18 protein-coding genes are annotated in these 17,950 nt (G+C 38.7%); all 18 read left to right on the forward strand.

Annotation, left to right across the window (positions count from 1 at the left end; translation table 11 throughout):
- The first annotated feature begins 215 nt into the window (after window positions 1-215).
- On the forward strand, window positions 216-1,070 hold the full coding sequence (locus LW728_RS16545; RefSeq protein ID WP_287767324.1) for a hypothetical protein: 855 nt from the start codon (window positions 216-218) through the stop codon (window positions 1,068-1,070).
- Window positions 1,071-1,124: 54 nt separating this feature from the next.
- A complete protein-coding gene (locus LW728_RS16550; protein ID WP_287767326.1) occupies window positions 1,125-2,318 on the forward strand; it encodes a glycosyltransferase in 1,194 nt (397 codons plus the stop codon).
- Between the two features lie 26 nt (window positions 2,319-2,344).
- Window positions 2,345-3,907: an oligosaccharide flippase family protein gene (locus LW728_RS16555; protein ID WP_287767327.1), complete on the forward strand. Its 1,563-nt coding sequence runs from the start codon at window positions 2,345-2,347 to the stop codon at window positions 3,905-3,907.
- Window positions 3,908-4,051: 144 nt separating this feature from the next.
- Complete coding sequence (locus LW728_RS16560) at window positions 4,052-5,251, forward strand: glycosyltransferase family protein (protein WP_287767328.1); 1,200 nt, start codon at window positions 4,052-4,054, stop codon at window positions 5,249-5,251.
- 47 nt (window positions 5,252-5,298) lie between these two features.
- A complete protein-coding gene (locus LW728_RS16565) occupies window positions 5,299-6,663 on the forward strand; it encodes a hypothetical protein (RefSeq protein ID WP_287767329.1) in 1,365 nt (454 codons plus the stop codon).
- A 199-nt stretch (window positions 6,664-6,862) separates the two neighbouring features.
- Window positions 6,863-7,273 carry a hypothetical protein gene (locus LW728_RS16570; RefSeq protein WP_287767330.1) on the forward strand — a complete coding sequence of 137 codons (411 nt, stop codon included), beginning with the start codon at window positions 6,863-6,865 and terminating at the stop codon, window positions 7,271-7,273.
- Window positions 7,274-7,314: 41 nt separating this feature from the next.
- Complete coding sequence (locus LW728_RS16575) at window positions 7,315-8,214, forward strand: hypothetical protein (protein WP_287767332.1); 900 nt, start codon at window positions 7,315-7,317, stop codon at window positions 8,212-8,214.
- Between the two features lie 717 nt (window positions 8,215-8,931).
- Window positions 8,932-9,756 (forward strand): Uma2 family endonuclease, encoded by an 825-nt coding sequence (locus tag LW728_RS16580; RefSeq protein WP_287767333.1) that lies wholly within the window; start codon window positions 8,932-8,934, stop codon window positions 9,754-9,756.
- A 201-nt stretch (window positions 9,757-9,957) separates the two neighbouring features.
- Window positions 9,958-10,854, forward strand: a complete 897-nt coding sequence (locus tag LW728_RS16585) for a Uma2 family endonuclease (protein WP_287767335.1) — start codon at window positions 9,958-9,960, stop codon at window positions 10,852-10,854.
- Window positions 10,855-11,114: 260 nt separating this feature from the next.
- Window positions 11,115-11,384: a DUF2283 domain-containing protein gene (locus tag LW728_RS16590; protein ID WP_287767336.1), complete on the forward strand. Its 270-nt coding sequence runs from the start codon at window positions 11,115-11,117 to the stop codon at window positions 11,382-11,384.
- Window positions 11,385-11,435: 51 nt separating this feature from the next.
- Entirely contained in the window at window positions 11,436-12,362 is a 927-nt protein-coding gene (locus LW728_RS16595; protein WP_287767337.1) for a glycosyltransferase family 2 protein, read from the forward strand.
- A gap of 21 nt (window positions 12,363-12,383) precedes the next feature.
- The gene (locus LW728_RS16600) at window positions 12,384-13,178 is read left to right on the forward strand and encodes a class I SAM-dependent methyltransferase (protein ID WP_287767338.1); all 795 of its coding nucleotides are present in this window, start codon (window positions 12,384-12,386) and stop codon (window positions 13,176-13,178) included.
- A 37-nt stretch (window positions 13,179-13,215) separates the two neighbouring features.
- A complete protein-coding gene (locus tag LW728_RS16605) occupies window positions 13,216-14,352 on the forward strand; it encodes a glycosyltransferase family 4 protein (RefSeq protein ID WP_287767339.1) in 1,137 nt (378 codons plus the stop codon).
- 171 nt (window positions 14,353-14,523) lie between these two features.
- A complete protein-coding gene (locus LW728_RS16610; RefSeq protein ID WP_287767340.1) occupies window positions 14,524-15,249 on the forward strand; it encodes an FkbM family methyltransferase in 726 nt (241 codons plus the stop codon).
- 75 nt (window positions 15,250-15,324) lie between these two features.
- Window positions 15,325-15,642 (forward strand): hypothetical protein, encoded by a 318-nt coding sequence (locus LW728_RS16615; RefSeq protein ID WP_287670736.1) that lies wholly within the window; start codon window positions 15,325-15,327, stop codon window positions 15,640-15,642.
- A gap of 141 nt (window positions 15,643-15,783) precedes the next feature.
- A complete protein-coding gene (locus LW728_RS16620; RefSeq protein ID WP_287767341.1) occupies window positions 15,784-16,119 on the forward strand; it encodes a DUF433 domain-containing protein in 336 nt (111 codons plus the stop codon).
- A 121-nt stretch (window positions 16,120-16,240) separates the two neighbouring features.
- The gene (locus LW728_RS16625; protein WP_002802990.1) at window positions 16,241-16,978 is read left to right on the forward strand and encodes a Uma2 family endonuclease; all 738 of its coding nucleotides are present in this window, start codon (window positions 16,241-16,243) and stop codon (window positions 16,976-16,978) included.
- 366 nt (window positions 16,979-17,344) lie between these two features.
- Window positions 17,345-17,950: O-methyltransferase (locus tag LW728_RS16630; protein WP_287767342.1), on the forward strand; the 606-nt coding region annotated here is incomplete at its 3' end.

Here is a 17,950-nt window from a genome sequence, read left to right on the forward strand (position 1 = left end):
CGAGAAAATGAAGCTCGGCAAGCAGAAATTGCCGAAATCAGGCAAAGACAGGAAGAGTCAGACAAGCGTTTTGAGGTTTTACTGTCAGAAGTTCGCTATTTGATTCGGCAAATTAAACCAGGAGATTAAGAGTATCTGAGAAAATTGACGGCCAGTATATGTGTGTATATAATTTACGCAGTCAGTAAAACTAAAAAATGAAAGGATAAATTATGATGATGCTAAAGCAAATAACTTCTTTTATTGGCAGAATAAATCGAAAAGTCGATAATTTTATCACGGTGTCAAGACTACTTCCCAGATCAGAGATAGCTCATGTTATTTTGTTTAATCGAGAAACTCTTAAAAAAGTCAACCAGTGGATTGACGAAGAGACATACAACAATTCAGTATTTCATTATGGTCTTCCTTTAAGTTCAAAAGAACTAATTGATCGAGAAATAAATAGCCAGATTACATATACTGATGCGATTCTATATCTCAGCCGCTTTCTCAAAAAACCAGTTAATTATCTAGAGTTGGGAGTATCTGTTGGCAAGAATTTTTTCCAAGCCGCTAGTTTCTTAGAAAACAGTGTCATGATTGGTTTTGATATTGAAGAAATCAATCCTACTCTGGAGCAATTTTTCAAGAAAACATCTTATTACATTGAATGGGATACAATGGCTAACTCTTTGAAGACAGGCAAATCTTCTCTGATTGAATACGATTACCATCACAATCAAATATACTATCTTAGCGGCGATATATTTGACGAGAATTCTTGGAAAAAATTATCTGGAAGGAAATTCAATATTATATTCTCTGATGCGTTTCATGATCCGAAAGCTTTAATACATGAATATAATATGCTCAAAAAATATGATTTGCTTGACCAAGAAGAGTTTATTATGATTTGGGATGATTTAGGTGGAGAAATGACAGAATCATTCAAGATGATTTGCCAAGAGTTAAGCTGTCATTATCATCAAAATAACCTCAATAATACGACAATTTTCTTGAATGGCTGGCTAGGAAGTCACGAGCATAAACACCAAATTGGGATAGTTACCTATTTTGCTCACAAATAGGCAAATTTTTAGGAACAATCAATCAATAAGTAAAAACATAGGTAGGTTTAACTGATGATTAATTTTTTTTGGCGAACTCGCAATGTTCTCGCTCGAATCAGGTTGGCAGCTACTCCCTTAGTCCCCTCATTGCTTAAGGATTTAGCAATAATACTGATTCCTGAAAATACCGATATATTTCAAGCATTAAGAAACTTTGCTGTTAAACTTGGAATTGCCAACAAAAGCCTAAAAGATATATCTGAAACTGAGGAAAAAGTAGTTATTCAACAGTTTGCCGAGCCAGCTAGTAAACCTCTGGTTTTTGCGTCTTTCTGTCGTGGTGCAGATGCTCCTGGTCATGGTAAGTTTAATGGCGGCGTTAAAGAACTCAACTATCTAGTTAAGTTATTAAGAGAGCAGGGATATGAAGCTTATGTAGTGACTTATGATGGAAGTTATGATTCTTGGCTTCTAGATCATCAGCCTCACATCTCGATGGATGACTATAACCGTTTGATAACATATAACCAGAATATCCGTTGTGTTACTTCTTGGGCAATTGCTGAAGCTTTTATTAAAAATAGTCCCTCTCTCTACTTTTGGGATATGGAACTCTGTTGGACTGAACACGACCATTTTCCAGTTCTGGCAAATCTCTATCGAAAAAAAATCCGCAACACTGCTGCAATTACTCGAACGATACAGGCTTGGCACATGGCTCATTTTCAACGCCACTGCGTTCTGCTTCCTAATTTGGTCGATCAGTCTCAATGGTTTCCCATTTCAGAAAAATGCCAGTCTTATCGGGTTGGTTATATGAACGAAGGTCTTCATACAGAAACCTATCTAGAGATTATTCAAGATGCTGTCCATAAACAAGGTCTTGAGTTAGAATTTTGCCAAATCCAAGGTGTTGAAGAAGAGGTTCTTGAAAAGATGCGTTCCTGTGAAGTTTTTCTGACTATGAATATTGGCAAGGATGCTCTTTGGGGAGAAGGCGGACCTTTACCCCCTCTTGAAGCTATGGCTCTAGGCTGTGTTCCAATCGCTTTTGACATTCTTGGCCCTCGTGAAATCATCCACAACGGCTTTAACGGCATTATTGTACCCCGGTATCGCCCAGATCTAATGGCAGAAGCTCTGATTAACCTCTATACTATTCCAGGAGAACTAGATCGGCTCCGATACAATACGTTAGCTTTAATGCAGACCTGTCATACCTTTAAATCTCGCTGGCCTGCAGTCAAGGAGTTTCTCCATCTTTAAGTAATTCTCTATTTGGTATTAGAAAATTGAGTAATCTTCTCTCTAAAGCAGTAACTAACTCTACCTGGACTGGCATCGGCTCTTTGATGACAGCGATCTTGGGGTTTCTGTTGGCAGGTTTAACTATTCGTTGGTTGGGTGAAGCGGAAGCTGGATTTGCCATTGCGATCTCTGCTATTGTTGGCATTAATAACACCTTGAGTGGATTTGGACTGGGGACTGCCGCAATGCGATTGCTCAGTCGCGCTTATGAAGAAAATAATTCTCAGGAAATTCAGAAAATAGCCGGTGTTTGTTTTTCAACTTCTTTGGCTTTTGGATTGCTTGGGTTTTGTCTTTTTACTTTTGGCTCTCCTTGGATTGTTCAGTGGAGCAAATATGAGGGCAATCCTGATTTAGCTCGCCTCTACTGTATATTACTAGGATTGGTATTTTTGCTACAACAAATCACCGGTTATTTTAGTATATTTCTGAGTTCTCTTCAAAGATTTGACTGGCAGACTAAGCTGAATACTACTTTTATGTTAGCCAATGGTATTTTGGGAATCACTTTTTTGAAAGCCTTTCCTAATATTTTAACCTTGGCAACAATTCAGTTAGCCTTGTCTTGCTTGAATTGTTTATGTACTGGTTTTATAGTTTTTAAAATCCTTGGATTTCTGACACGTCCTTCCTGGCATCAAGCCATGTTTATTGAGCTTTGGTCGTTTGGAAAATGGGTTTATCTAACTCAGCTTGCAGGCATACTATGGGGACTTGATAAGATATTTCTAACATCTGTATTTGGTAGTAGTTCTTTGCCTTTCTATACTTTTGCACAAAACATATATGTGCAAGTTCATGCAATTTTAAATGGACAGTCTTCTTATCTATTTCCCATGCTCTCGGCTCAAGGAGATAAATTAGAAGTGGTAGCCGAACAAATAGAAGACCGCTTGCGCTGGTTTATTGGGTTAATTGCAGGTTTTGTCTATTCAGGACTGATTATTGCAGGTCCAGCCTTATTGACTATTATGGTCAATGCCGAATTTTCTAGCAAAGCTAGTTTTCAGTTGTTTATTTTCTGTTGGGTAGGCTATATTCATGGCAATGCGATAGTACAATTTTTCTTAGGACTGAGCAAGGGAGATGCAAAAGGCAACTGGATATATCACATGATTATCGGGCTTGGTTATCTGCCGTTTTTTGTTATATTTGCTTTAGTGTTTGGCTTCCAATATGCGGTGCTAGGACAGCTAATGACCTTGGCTGGAACAATTTATTTGTCTCGTCGTCTTAAGCCTAAAATCTACTGGATTACTTTTTGTCGTTGGTTAATTAACCCTCTATACTCGTCTTTGTTGTTAATGGTCGTAGCTTGTTGCTTTCATGTTATACTCATTGTTTTAAAAGCAAATCCTGGAATACAAATTGCTACAATGATTGTTTTTTATATAGTGGCAATCTTATCTATCCCTCGTCTTGAAGTCACTTATTTTGGCGGTATAGATCGCCTAAAAACTTTAGGAAGAGCGATGTCATTAGTCTTGGGAAAGTTAGGAATTTCCGAAAAATTAGTTTTTCGTTTATTGGGTATTAAACCATTCTGATACTTTGAATATGGAGAGTAGCAAGTAGCAAGAACGTGAAAAATCTAAAATTCTTTTAAAGAAGAGTGACAAGAGCGATAGCCTGGAGATTAAAATTAGATTTGTCGCTGTATCCCAGAAGTATAAGGAGCAGAGTTAAAAACCTTGAAGACCATCGCCCTAGTGGATACCTTGTGGGGGGGCCACCACTCTACCTACCTGAAGTTTTTCGCCAAGACGCTACTGGACCTAGGAAATGAAGTAATCTCTCTGTGTCCCGAACCGGAAGAGATGAACCTGTGGATTGCCAGCCACTGTCCAGAGTTGGCAAGTAACTTTCACTCCTTTGAGTTGCATGAACCCTCGCCAAGTCAGTTTTCCGGTCGCCAGTTGCAGGCGAGAGCAATGGCTGTAGCCCGCTGGCAACGAGTCGCCCAGAGTATCCAAGAAATTTCCTCAAAGCTAGGCAAAGCCCCCGATATCACCTTTTTTGCCTGGCTTGATACATACTTAGGATTAATTCCTGCTATCACCGACACCATCTTTCCCTATCCTTGGTCAGGGCTTTATTTTCAACCTGGCTACCTACGGATACCACCAAAACTGCGGTGGATGCGCCACGGCATCTTAAATCCCTTATCAGTGCTAAAATCTTCCCACTGTCCAGTAGTGGCCGTGCTAGACGAAGGTATTGCTGACAAGTTACAACAGAAGCTTAATAAGCCGGTAGTCGTCTTAACTGATATCACCGATGAATCGCCACCCGATATGAGCTTTGAGATTGCCCAAAAAATTCGTGCTAAAGCTGCTGGCAGGAAGATCATTGGTTTGTTGGGATCTCTAGATAAGCGGAAAGGAACACTTACGCTTCTGGAAGTTTCTCAACAAGTGAGCGATCGCTGGTTTTTTGTCTTTGCAGGTAGGCTGGCTGAACCAGCATTTACAGCCGCAGAACTGGCGAAAATTGAGGAGATTGTCAAAGCCAACCCAGACAACTGTTTCTTTTACTGGAATTCGATTCCTGACGGGTCAGGATTTAATGCCGTTGTTCAGGTATGCGATGTCCTGTATGCTGCCTATGAAAATTTTCCTTACAGTAGCAACATCCTGACTAAAGGAGCAATCTTTCAGAAACCTGTAATCGCCAGCAAAAACTACTGTATGGGCGAACGGGTTGAGAAGTTTAATCTTGGCTATGGGATTGAAGGAGGAAGTGTGTCTCAGTGTGTTAGCATCTTAGAAAGATTGCATGAGGAACTCTCCACCGGCAATCTTTCTATCCAGCCAAATTTTGAAGGGTATAGACACCTGCATTCAATCGAGCAATTGATCTCTGCTTTTCAGAAAATTTTGGAATGTGTTTGACAAATTGCTATTCCCCAACCAAAACTTTGCTTCATTAGTAATTGAAAATGAGTAATCTTCAATTTTCGCCAATTATGGAAATTTCTAAGAAAAATAAAAAATCTGAGTTCGCATATTTCATTCGTGAGATTTTTATTAATATAAGTCTTTATTTAGGTATATTTTTATTTTTGTATGCTGATTTTGTTAAATCAGGAGTTGGTTTAGAGGAGCGTGGGGTAGCATTAAGAAATGTACCCACTGGCATTTCAATTATGGCAATAAGCGTTATTTGTGGGGCGGCATTTTATTTTGACAAAGATTTTCGACGTTTGCTTTTTGGCAAGCTAGGCATTATCTACTTAGCAGTATTGTTCATTTATACATTGATAGGCTGGCAGCTTTTTGGGAATGATATTTATTTTGTTAAAAACGATCTATTGATTTTTCTGTATCTCATTTATGGTTTGGGATTATTTCGCCTTATTGTCAAGTCTCATTATGCCAAACTAAATTTGATGATTCTTACAATCTCTGTATGTTTATTGCTATACAATTATATATGGCAGGCAGCTCTAAGGCTGGGAGTTAATGAAGCTGGACTGAGTATTAGAGCAATAGATTGGGAAGCAGTTAACTTTTTACCATTAGCGATGATATTAATTGGAATTGGCATAGGAGTATTCCATAGAGCTGGTCTGATTTGGGCAATTATTATCTGGGGATTAGTCTTGCTCATGGTTTATTCTTTAGTATTTCTAGGTGCAACAAGATCTGCGGCGCTAGTCTTGCTTAATGTAGTGATTACTTCCGCATTAACTCTATTTTACAGAGTCTCTAGTGGTATAATCACACCTCCGTCATCTTCTTTACTGTTGAGGCATTTAACTTCAATATTTTTATTGATTGCCGCATTTATTATTATTGTCGTCTTCAGTGACTTTATTTTTGACATCGTAGCATTTTTCCAAAATACCCTGATCTACGAGAGATTTTTTACTGATGATGCGAGTAATTCAAATGAAGAGCGAATCAGTGAAGCAATTGTTGGGATTGAGAGCCTGCAAGATATTGAGTGGCTATTCGGAAGGGGGATAGGTGCTAATTATTGGTCGCCTGTTGGTGTGGGCTACCAGGCTTTTTCTTTTCATATAGGAATTTTTACTTTTTTACTCAAGGGAGGATTGCCATTATTTCTTTTATGTGTTTATTTTCTATATATAAAATTTCCTCAGTTATATATCAAGGCATTACTGAGACCATACGCTTTTGATGATAGAAATCGTACTGCTTTACTAATTGTCCTGCCAAGTATCTTTGCCTGGGCAGTGATTCTGTTAATCTATGGTGGATTCATAGTATCTAGTTTTATTGGACTAGGAATTAGTCTTGGTGCTTATCTGCATATTAAAAAATACGGTCTTAATTTTTAGGAGTGAAGTGTGTCTCAGTGTGTTAGCATCTTAGAAAGATTGCATGAGGAACTCTCCACAGGCAGTCTTTCTATTCAGCCAGATTTTGAAGGGTATAGACACCTGCATTCAATCGAGCAATTGAGCTCTGCTTTTCAGAAAATTTTAGAGTTTGTGTAAAATTAATTTATGGAAACTATTACATAGAAGATAAACTAAAATGAACAATAGAGAGAATAAATTAGTTAATAAACTCATCGCTACTTTGATTTTCTATATCAGTTTGCTTCTACTTAATTTTAATGATCTTGTGTATGCTTGGTTGGGAAAAACTGAGGTTATCATTAAATTTATTATTTCTCTGCCAACATGGGGAGTTTTACTTTCCCTAGCATCGGCATTTTTGATTGAAAAAGAGTTTAGAAAGTTGCTTTTGGGAAAAATAGGAATTTTATATGGGTCTGCTTTATTTTTGTATATTTTGATAGGCTGGATCTCTGGTAATGAAATTTACTGGATGTACAAAGAGTGGATTATTTTTATCTATCCATGGGTTGGAATGGCTATGTTCTTCCTTCTCTCCAAATCCTATTCTCCAAAGTTTCAACTTACTGCTTATGCGTTTTTTTAGCTTGCATGATCTACCAAGCTTTTCAGATAAGTATTGAAGCTATGTTAGCGGAAGAAAGCATAAGTACAATATCGAGGATAGGAACAGAAACAAGAGTAGCAGGTGGGGTAATGGACATTTTAGCTGCAAGCTTGATACCCACTGGTATTTCTATAGTGATTTTATGCAGATTGGGATGGTTTTGGGTAATTTCAATGTTAGGATTAGTCTTTTTAGAATTATACTTTGGTGGATTCATAGCCGCATCTAGAGGTGCTTTTCTAAGCTTACTAGTTATCTTAATTTTTTCTGGCTTTAGCTTATTATTGTATAGACTATGTAGCAAAACTATGGTTCTTAAGCCTCAACCATCTATGTCATTAAGTTTGCTAAAGTTTATCTTAATATCTTTTACTATTTTTATATTTACTGTTATAATGTTCGATATTATCAATATTGATCTGATACAGTTATTCCAGAGTAGTTTACTATATGAGAGAGCTTTTACTGATGAATCTAGCTCTTCAAATAAAGAGAGAATTGAAGAGGCTTCTTTTGTAATTGGAAATCTACAAGACCTAGATTTTTTAGCTGGTAAAGGTCTAGGTGCTACTTTTATTAATCCTATACGCAGAGGTTGGAATTTAGATATGGAAATAAATTGGCTTCATATAGGACCTCTGACTTTTCTCCTCAAGGGAGGATTACCTTTATTTTTTCTCGTTATATTCTTCTTCTATATTAAGATACCCTATTTATATAGTAAGGCATTGCTTAACCCCTATGCTTTTGATTCCAAGAAATGCACGGCTTTGCTAACTGTTCTACCAGGTGTGCTTGGATGGTCAATATGGCTATTAACCAGTGGAGGTTATTTTAGCGCACATTACTTCGGGTTGGGGTTTGCTTTTGGTGCTTACTCACATATTAGAAAGAATGGTCTGGGCATTTTCTTTGAGTAATTAATAAATAGACACAAAGCAATCTTTAAGCTTTTTGTCCTGTACTGAAGCTGAAAAATTGTACAGGAGCCACAATTAACTGAGAAGCGATTTTTCTTGCAATTTACTCTGACAAATAAAATGTCAATAACAGCTAATCTTGAGTCTTAATTAAAGGAAATGTTTGAAGAAATTTTTCAACAATTAGGATCGATAAACGCCGCGTCAATCACCTTATTTTGCCAAAATTTTGCCTTAAATTAAGTGGCTTCCTTTTGCGGTTGACATCTCTCACAGAACAACCGCAGAAACCTTTGAAAAGACTGACCGAAAGGAAGAGATGGTAAGTTGTCAAAGTGTAGAAGATATGTTTGATAAACTTGGCATCTATATCTGGCACTGAGAGCCGCAATCGCCTTTGATATAATAGGACTAAAGATACTACCTGCCAGAAAAGTCGTGACAAAAGAAGAGATTAAATCAATTATCCTTTTTCAATTGAGCAGCTCTTGGATGATGATTTCTACTTAAATGCGTCTTAGCCTAGAATTGTGATATAACATATAGTAATCCCCTAAACCCTTGACAACGGGTAGCTGAACAAGGGGCTTAAGCCCCCTGCCTGTTCACGAATCATTTAGAATTGCTATAGCCAGTCAATTAAAGTAACATTTGCATGAAAGAGGGCAAAAAATCTAGTAAATCTAAATAACTAAACCCAAAATATAGGACAAAAATATGGAAACTCTGACGCTTAGTCAACCGATGCAGTTAACTGCATTACCCACGCAAGATGAACTTCCCTGCGATGATGGAGTACCCATGGAAACTCAAAGGCATAAATGGCAGATGGATCTGTTAATAGACAGTATATCACCTTGGCTAGACCAACGAGAAGATGGTTATGCCAGTGGCAATATGTTCGTCTATTTCAGTACAGCACAACTTAAAAATCAAGACTTCAAAGGACCTGATTTTTTTGCCGTCTTAGGTGTACAAAAAGGGGAGCGAAAAAGTTGGGTTACTTGGGAAGAGGGAAAAGCTCCCGATGTAGTGATTGAACTGCTCTCGGAAAGTACCACCCAAATAGACAAAACCGAGAAAAAACAGATTTATCAAGATAAGTTACGAGTCCCTGAATATTTCTGGTACGATCCTTTTAACCCTGAAGATTTTGCCGAATTTGTTTTGGTTGATGGCCTATATGAACCGCGGCAACCCAACGAGAAAGGATGGCTAATCAGTGGTCGTTTGGGATTAGCTTTAGTTCGTTGGCAGGGAGAATATAGAGGGGTAACAACCGTCTGGATTCGCTGGGCAACTTTAGATGGAATGTTGTTACCAACCCCGCGAGAGTTGGCTGAAGAAGCACAACAGAAAGCTGAGGAAGCACAACAGAAAGCTGAGGAAGCACAACAGAAAGCTGAGGAAGCACAACAGAAAGCTGAGGAAGCACAACAGAAAGCTGAAGAAGCACAACAGAAAGCTGAGGAAGCCGAAGAAAAAGCCGAGCGATTGGCGGCTAAACTCAGGGAATTGGGGATTAATCCCGAAAGTCTCTAACTTCCTCTGGGCGGATTTTGGTAAGACTCTCCTGGTGGGGTAGTTCATTTTTGAATCGGCATTTTCACCAATGGAGAACGGGGAATTGACGACTGTTCCGATTTATTGTGCATCAAGGCTTGCGGCGTTCAGGGGTCTAAAATTGACATGAATGCCATATTATCTTGCTAAACTAAACACCAAACTAGCAACATTCCCCCCATGTACCAGAGAACGCCGTCCCTTCCACCCAAAGAAATGTTACCAACCATGTACGACCTCCCCAGCGAAAACCAGGAGGAACCTGGCTTGCCTGACGAATTTCATCTCTTCCAACCCGAATTATTGCGCCAGACCTTTCGACCTTCTAACTATCCTGCCGAACAAATATTTATCGCCAGCGATCTAAATCTCTACTACGACCCTTACCATCCCCAGTGGTACAAGCGGCCGGACTGGTTTGCCGCTTTGGGAGTCTCGCGGCTGTACCAAGGAGAGGAATTGCGCCTGAGTTATGTGATTTGGCAGGAAGAAATTGTTCCCTTCATCGCCATCGAATTACTCTCTCCTGGAACGGAAGCAGAAGATTTAGGGCGTACCGTGCGGGGAATCAACCAACCTCCCACCAAGTGGGAAGTTTACGAACGAATTTTAGGCATTCCCTACTACGTGGTGTTTGATCGCTACAGCAACCAATTGCAGGCATTTACCTTAAAATCAGGAAAATATCAGCCTTTAAGACTAGAAAACCAGCAGTTGTGGCTAGAGGAAGTACAATTGGGATTGGGACTTTGGGCAGGAAATTGTCAAGGCATTGAGCGGTTGTGGCTGCGCTGGTACGGACGAGACGGCAATTGGATACTGACTCCTACCGAGCAGGAAGCTCAACGCGCCGAGCAGGAAACCCAACGCGCCCAACAGGAAGCTCAACGCGCCGAGCAGGAAACCCAACGCGCCGAGCAGGAAACCCAACGCGCCCAACAAGAAGCTCAACGCGCCGAGCAGCAAACCCAACGCGCCGAGCAGGAAGCTCAACGCGCAGAAAGAGAACGGCAGCGAGTTCTAGAACTAGAAGCTTTGTTGGCTCGTTACCAGGAACAATTCGGGCAGTTAAATTGAGAAAATAATGAATGGATTTTCTAAGCCATGAAAGTATCTTACATGGCGGGATGTATTGATATAGTACTAGAAACTATTGCTGAACCTGATTTGATTGTTAAGGGATGGACTGATGAGCTAATAGCACTAAAACATTATCCGAAAACTGTTATCTCAAGAAAAGACGCGGTCGTCATCTATAAAGAACTAAAGAACGATGGATTTGTCATAACTGCTTTTTTGACATCCTCCTGCGAAAAAATTATCAAGCGAGGCATCCTATGGCAGAAGTCAATCTGTTAAAATCAATTCCTTATTCGCTAACCGCACCTTCTTCAAGAATCTGGATAGATTATGATGAAGAAGCAGATGTTTTATCTATTAGCTTTCGTAAGCCTCAAAGAGCCAATGATAGTTTGCTAGAAGACAATATTATCTATCATTATAGAGATCGAGACTTAGTTGGATTAACTGTCTTGAAAGCTTCGGATTTTAACAGTGGAGATAGTGAAAATAAAATTAATGGCTCTGAAAATCCTGAAATGGGTTGACAATTTGGTCAGGATGGGTTAGGATACAACGAGTTAACAGTAAATTCGTCTATGACTGACTTCCAACTGACCACTCCTGTCGCCTTACTGATTTTCAATCGACCTGATACGACGGCGAGGGTATTTGAAGCCATTCGTCAGGCTAAACCACCTAAGTTATTAGTGGTTGCTGATGGTCCGCGCCCGGATAAAGCCGATGATATTGAGAAGTGTAAGGCGGCTCGTGCTATTGTTGATGGCGTTGATTGGGATTGTGAGGTATTGAGCAATTATTCTGATTTAAATTTAGGTTGTAAAAATCGGGTATCGAGTGGATTAGATTGGGTTTTTAGCCTGGTTGAGGAAGTGATTATTCTTGAAGATGATTGCTTACCACATCCTAGTTTTTTTCGCTTTTGCCAAGACTTGCTTGATTATTATCGAGATGATAAAAGAATTATGGCTATTTCAGGGGATAATTTTCAGTTGGGCAGAAACCGCACAGAGTACAGTTACTATTTTTCTCGCTATAATCACATTTGGGGTTGGGCAAGTTGGAGGAGAGCCTGGCAATATTATGATGTTAAAATGAAGCTCTGGCAAGAAATTCATGATGGTAACTGGCTTGAGTACATTTTAGGAGAAGGTCAGTCCGTCAAATACTGGACGAAGATTTTTCAAAGTGCTTATGATGGTAAAATTGATACTTGGGATTATCCTTGGACGTTTGCCTGTTGGATCCAGAATGGTCTAACAATACTTCCTAATGTAAATTTAGTTAGTAATATTGGATTTGGTGAAGATGCTACTCATACAATTGGTAGTAAAAGTAGAGTGGCAAATCTTCCTGTTAAAGAAATGAATTTTCCGTTAAAACATCCTCTATTTTTGCTGCGTCATGTTGAGGCAGATGATTTTATTCAAAGAAATGATTATAATCTAAGTCTATTTACCAGATTGAATAATAGATTGAAGCGAATTATAACAAAAGCAGAGTAATTCTAACGGAAAATACCTATCATGAGTAATAATAAATGTCCAATTTGTCAATCAGGCAGAGAAAAAATTTTTAGAGCCAAACTTTTACAAAAATATGAAGTTGATTACTTTTTCTGCCAAAATTGTGGTTTCCTGCAAACTGAAAAACCCTACTGGTTAGAAGAAGCCTATCAAAATGCCATAGCATCTACAGATACAGGATTAGTAGTGAGAAATATTACTATATCAAAAAAATTAACTTGTATTTTGTATTATTTATTTGAAAAAAATGGCAAATATTTAGACATAGCAGGTGGCTATGGACTATTAACAAGGTTGATGAGAGATGTAGGGTTTGATTTTTACTGGTCAGATCTATACTGTCAAAATATATTCGCAAATTATTTTGAAGCTAGTAATACAAACAATGCTTTTTCGGCAGTTACTGCATTTGAAGTTCTTGAACACCTGTATGATCCTGTAGAATTTATATCCAAATCGCTTGAAAGTACAGAATGCAAAACTTTGATCTTTTCAACTCAGCTTTTTGATGGGCTTCCCCCAGCACCAAATGATTGGTGGTACTATGCCCATGAAACAGGTCAGCACATATCTTTTTTTCAGCACAAGACTCTCGATTTCTTAGCAAAACAAATGTCCTTAAATTTTTATTCTACTAGCAATTATGGTTTGCATATCCTTACTGGCAAAACGATTAATAATCGATTATTCAAAATTTTATCTGGAAGGCTTTCTAAGTTGTTATATGAATATATTAGTAAACGAATGAAAAGCAAATTATTCTCAGATAGAGATATTATTTTAAAACAAATTTAAACAAAATAGATCACATAACTACAGACAAATTAATGTCATGAAAATTGTCTACGATCATCAAGTTTTTACCTTTCAAAAATATGGTGGAGTTTCTCGGTATCTTTACGAGTTATCTACACGAATGGCAAACTTCGACGATTGTGAAGTAAAAATCCTGGCGGGTTTATATATAAATGAATATTTAAAGCATTGTCCTCCCAATATAGTTGATGGATGGAAAATACCATCAATACCTAAAACAACTAGGATTGTAGATTTTATCAACGCTCTAATATCTAAAGTCTGGATAAAATATGATACTCCTGATATTCTTCATGAAACATACTACGGTTTTAATAGCATTGCTGCCAATTCATCTAAAACTAAAAAAGTAATTACAGTACATGATATGATTCATGAAAAATTCGCTGATTCTGCACCTAAATCTGCTAACTTATTCCTAGCAAGAAAAAAAGACTTTTCCTCTATTAAATTAGAAGCAATTAAACGAGCAGATTATATCATCTGTGTTTCTAAAAATACCAAGAAAGATCTGATAAATATTTTTGATATAGATGCTCAAAAAATAGCTGTGGTCTATCATGGTTACTCTCTGAGTTCTGAGCCTTCAGTAACTTCTAAATTATATAAGCAAAATTCTTATCATCCTTACATTCTCTATGTTGGACAGCGAGAATGGTACAAAAACTTTTCTAGATTGGTTCAAGCCTATGCCAGCCATTCTAGTCTTAATAGTAACTTCAATTTGTTATGTGCGGGAGGCAAGAAATTTTCTCAAGATGAACTTAATTTAATTCACGGTTTAGGACTAAGTGAAAATAAAATTCTACATATTAATGGTGACGATCAAACTTTGGCAAAATTATACAGTCAAGCATCGGCCTTTGTCTATCCTTCTCTATACGAAGGATTTGGCATACCAATCCTAGAAGCTATGTCATTTGGCTGTCCCGTTGTCTGTAGCCACACAAGTTCATTTCCAGAAGTGGCTGGTAATGCAGCCGAATTTTTCGATCCCTATGATATAGAGAGTATTGCTAATGCGCTAGAAAAAGTATTATTTGATTCAGATTTAACAAAAAAGCTTGTAGAATTAGGAAAGGCAAGGGTAAAGAATTTTTCTTGGGAAAAATGTGCAGAACAAACCCACTCAATCTACGCCTCACTACTTTAGTTTGATCGAGAAAGTTGCTAAAATATGCTAAGCTATTATGATCAAGAATTATTATAAGTTTTATTTGTAAATAGCCAGAGTTTGTATAGACTTTTCTGATAGCAGTTTTCTGATCCACTAATCACTAGCAGCAATCTTACGACCATATATACGGTTAATTAACTATCTGTCATGCTCAAAAAAACGATTAAGAAACTCGCCAGAAGTTTAGGAGTTGATCTAAAAAGATACAATGTCCAAACATCCGAAGCGGCGAAAATGCAGCGCTTGTTAGCCTATCACAACATTGACTTAGTATTCGATGTTGGTGCTAATATTGGGCAATATGCCAAATTACTGCGAGAATTAGGCTATTCGGGGAGGATTGTTTCCTTTGAACCGCTGTCAAGTGCTTACTCTCAGTTAAAAGCTGTCAGTGAAAAAGACCCTCTGTGGGAAATTGCTCCCCAAACTGCCATCGGCAACCAAGAAGGTGAGATTGTCATCAATATTGCAGGTAATAGTTATAGTAGTTCAGCTTTGCCAATGCTGGATGCTCACTTAGAATCTGCCCCCGAATCAGCTTACTCTGGTTCAGAAACAGTAAAATTGAGCAGGCTAGATACCCTGGCCAAGGACTATATCAAAAGCGAAACTAAATCCATTTTTCTCAAAATAGATGTGCAAGGATTGGAAAAACAAGTGCTAGAAGGAGCAACTGCAATTTTGCCTTTGGTTAAAGGCATTAAGCTTGAATTATCTTTAGTCCCTCTCTACGAAGGTCAAGTCCTGTTTAAAGAAATGATTGATATCGTAGAAAAATTAGGTTACGAACTGTACGGTATTGAACCAGGGTTTACTGCCGAAAAAACTGGGAGGATGTTGCAGATGGATGGCATTTTCTTTAAACCAGATTAAAAATTTAATCTGGTAAAACATGAGCAAATTTATTTGTAGATATCCCTTCTTAAATAGTGCTACAGTATGTACACAATGCGTACACAACGAGAGAGACTATGGATTAAGTATGACATTGAGAAAATTGGGGTGCGAGAATTTCGGAGCGAACTCCCTAAATACCTATACGGTGAGACTCCCGTTGAGGTACTACGTCACGGTCATACTGTTGGGTTCTATTTCCCCGTTAAACAGGGGAGTAAAAGCGCCGATATCGCTGCCTTACAAGCGGTGGCCGCTCAATTTGAGTACCTGTTAAGTCAAAAGGGAATTTCCGAGGACGATATTGTTCGTGAGTTTCGTCAGATGTGTGAAGCGGATAGAGCCAATCAGAGAAAGGATTTGGACAAGTGAGACTCAAATTCATCGTTCTCGACGCTAATATCATCATAATAAATAGACATCTCCAAAAATCTATACCCTAGTCCTAGCAATGGTATTCCTGCTTGGTAATGCGATTTCTTATCCTTTTAGCTAAACAGCAACATTACTCCTATGAAATTAGCCTCCATCCCAACAAAGCAGTACATCGAGCAACGAGACGAAGAATATTGGCTCAAAGGAACTCGTATCTCCCTTGATTCAGTTGTCTATTCTTTCTTGAACGGAGAATCTCCCGAAAGCATTGCCCAAAATTTTCCACTCCTTTCCCTCGAACAGGTTTATGGCGCGATCGCTTTCTATCTGGCCAATCGAGAGCTTGTGGATGCCTATCTGAAAAAGGGTGAAGCCGAGTTTCAGGAACTACAACAGTCTTGTAGAGAAAAGAGTCCTTTGCTGTACCAAAAATTGAAGGCGGATCAAGCCTACAATATGTGCTTAAAAAACTAATTTCCTAGAAGAAGGCTATAATTACCATAACATTTTGCCCCCATCTCAATTCTAGCCCCTAGATATTTTCCCCAATGCTAGAGGAAAAAGCTCCTTAAGTCTCATCACCAGCGTGACTCCGATGACTTCAACTATTGCCCCTTCTCGACTTTCACTGCCTACCCAAGATGAATTGCCCTGCGATGACGGCGTTCCCATGGAAACCCAACGACATAAACTCCAGATGGATATACTCATAGATGCCTTGTTCCCCTGGTTAGCTGCTAGGGAAGATGGCTATGTAGGCGGCAATATGTTCGTTTATTTCAGTGCCGCACAGTTAAAAAGCGAGGACTTTCGCGGTCCCGATTTCTTTGCTGTCCTGGGGGTTCCTAAAGGGGAAAGAAAAAGTTGGGTGGTTTGGCAAGAAGGGAAAGCTCCCGACGTGGTTATCGAACTCCTTTCCGAAAGTACCGCTCAACAGGATAAAACTGAAAAGAAAGCCATCTATCAAGACCGTTTGCGAGTGCCAGAATATTTCTGGTACGATCCCTTCAATCCTGAAGATTGGGCGGGTTTTATCCTCAGAGACGGCAACTACGAGCCATTATCTCTAGAGACGGGAGAAAGATTTTTCAGTCAAAGGCTAGGGTTAACTTTGGTACGCTGGCAAGGGGAGTATAAGGGAGTCGAGGCAGTTTGGCTGCGTTGGGCGACTTTTGCCGGCGATTTACTGCCCACGGAGTCAGAGCTAACTGAACAGGAAAAAATGCGGGCTGAACAAGAAAGAATGCGGGCTGAACAAGAAAGAATGCGGGCTGAGGATTTACAAGCATTGCTCCAGCGCTATCGAGAGCGTTTTGGGGATTTGCCAGAATAAATCTAGATATTGACCGGCTAAAGTACAAGAACTCTCCAGAAAGCTAATAGGATAGGAGCATCAAGCATAGACAACCAATAACCTTAGAGAACTCTTGTTCGCTTTCTGGTGTTAGCTGATTAAAAATTTTCTTTACAAGAAGTTGATCATCGGGTAAGATGTACCCAATATACCCATTGAATCCGGTCTTGAACTGGTCGGTTAATTAAATTGCCCATTATGGGCGACAGGCTGCCGCAGCAGTATTTTGTCAAGATTTAATAGGAAACAACCAGCTAGTAATAGTTTGATAAAGGATGCCAGTTCCGAGTTGGCTCTGACGACAAAACATGACAGTAAATATTAGTAGTATAAAGAAGGTTGACAATGTTAAAAAAATTACTTAACCGTATGCAAACCGAACAGGGAAGGAAAAATATTAAATTTGCCCTAGCCAGAAAAATATTCAATCCCCTCTTAAGAAATATTGGCTACACCCTAATTACTGACCATTTTTATCAGCCCATACCCAACCGTCAGGAAATTATGACATACGCGGGCAAAGAAAGGCCTCTTAGCTCAATTGAATGGCATCTAGACAAGCAAACTGAACTGGTTAAGTATTTACTAGAAAAATATGCTTTAGAATTTAACAATAAAGAAATTTTTTCAGCATTTGGTTATTCCGAAGATAGTTCTGGTCTCATTAGTGGCGATGCAGAAGTACTCTATGCTATGGTCAGAGAAAAAAAGCCGTCTCGGATAATTGAAATTGGCTCAGGTGGTAGCACTAAAATTATCGCCGCAGCTTTAAAAATGAATTTTATAGAAAATTCCCAAAAATCACAACTGATCTCGATCGAGCCTTATCCTCAAGATTTTTTAAAAGACTTTGCTAATGTTAGTAAAGATTTTCTAGAATTTAGTTTGCTTACCCAGAAAGTAGAAGCCGTAGATTTGTCTGTTTTTGAATCCCTGCAAACCAATGATATT

The sequence above is a fragment of the Microcystis sp. 49638_E5 genome (assembly GCF_021300285.1).
GTDB classification, from domain to species: domain Bacteria; phylum Cyanobacteriota; class Cyanobacteriia; order Cyanobacteriales; family Microcystaceae; genus Microcystis; species Microcystis aeruginosa_C.

Coding starts and splice junctions, on each gene's coding strand:
- LW728_RS16570 (WP_287767330.1), top strand. CDS start 6,863: ATGAACAATAGAGAGAATAAATTAGTTAATAAACTCATCGCTACTTTG.
- LW728_RS16565 (WP_287767329.1), top strand. CDS start 5,299: ATGAGTAATCTTCAATTTTCGCCAATTATGGAAATTTCTAAGAAAAAT.
- LW728_RS16580 (WP_287767333.1), top strand. CDS start 8,932: ATGGAAACTCTGACGCTTAGTCAACCGATGCAGTTAACTGCATTACCC.
- LW728_RS16610 (WP_287767340.1), top strand. CDS start 14,524: ATGCTCAAAAAAACGATTAAGAAACTCGCCAGAAGTTTAGGAGTTGAT.
- LW728_RS16550 (WP_287767326.1), top strand. CDS start 1,125: ATGATTAATTTTTTTTGGCGAACTCGCAATGTTCTCGCTCGAATCAGG.
- LW728_RS16545 (WP_287767324.1), top strand. CDS start 216: ATGATGCTAAAGCAAATAACTTCTTTTATTGGCAGAATAAATCGAAAA.
- LW728_RS16625 (WP_002802990.1), top strand. CDS start 16,241: ATGACTTCAACTATTGCCCCTTCTCGACTTTCACTGCCTACCCAAGAT.
- LW728_RS16615 (WP_287670736.1), top strand. CDS start 15,325: ATGCGTACACAACGAGAGAGACTATGGATTAAGTATGACATTGAGAAA.
- LW728_RS16600 (WP_287767338.1), top strand. CDS start 12,384: ATGAGTAATAATAAATGTCCAATTTGTCAATCAGGCAGAGAAAAAATT.
- LW728_RS16585 (WP_287767335.1), top strand. CDS start 9,958: ATGTACCAGAGAACGCCGTCCCTTCCACCCAAAGAAATGTTACCAACC.
- LW728_RS16620 (WP_287767341.1), top strand. CDS start 15,784: ATGAAATTAGCCTCCATCCCAACAAAGCAGTACATCGAGCAACGAGAC.
- LW728_RS16595 (WP_287767337.1), top strand. CDS start 11,436: ATGACTGACTTCCAACTGACCACTCCTGTCGCCTTACTGATTTTCAAT.
- LW728_RS16605 (WP_287767339.1), top strand. CDS start 13,216: ATGAAAATTGTCTACGATCATCAAGTTTTTACCTTTCAAAAATATGGT.
- LW728_RS16575 (WP_287767332.1), top strand. CDS start 7,315: ATGTTAGCGGAAGAAAGCATAAGTACAATATCGAGGATAGGAACAGAA.
- LW728_RS16590 (WP_287767336.1), top strand. CDS start 11,115: ATGGCAGAAGTCAATCTGTTAAAATCAATTCCTTATTCGCTAACCGCA.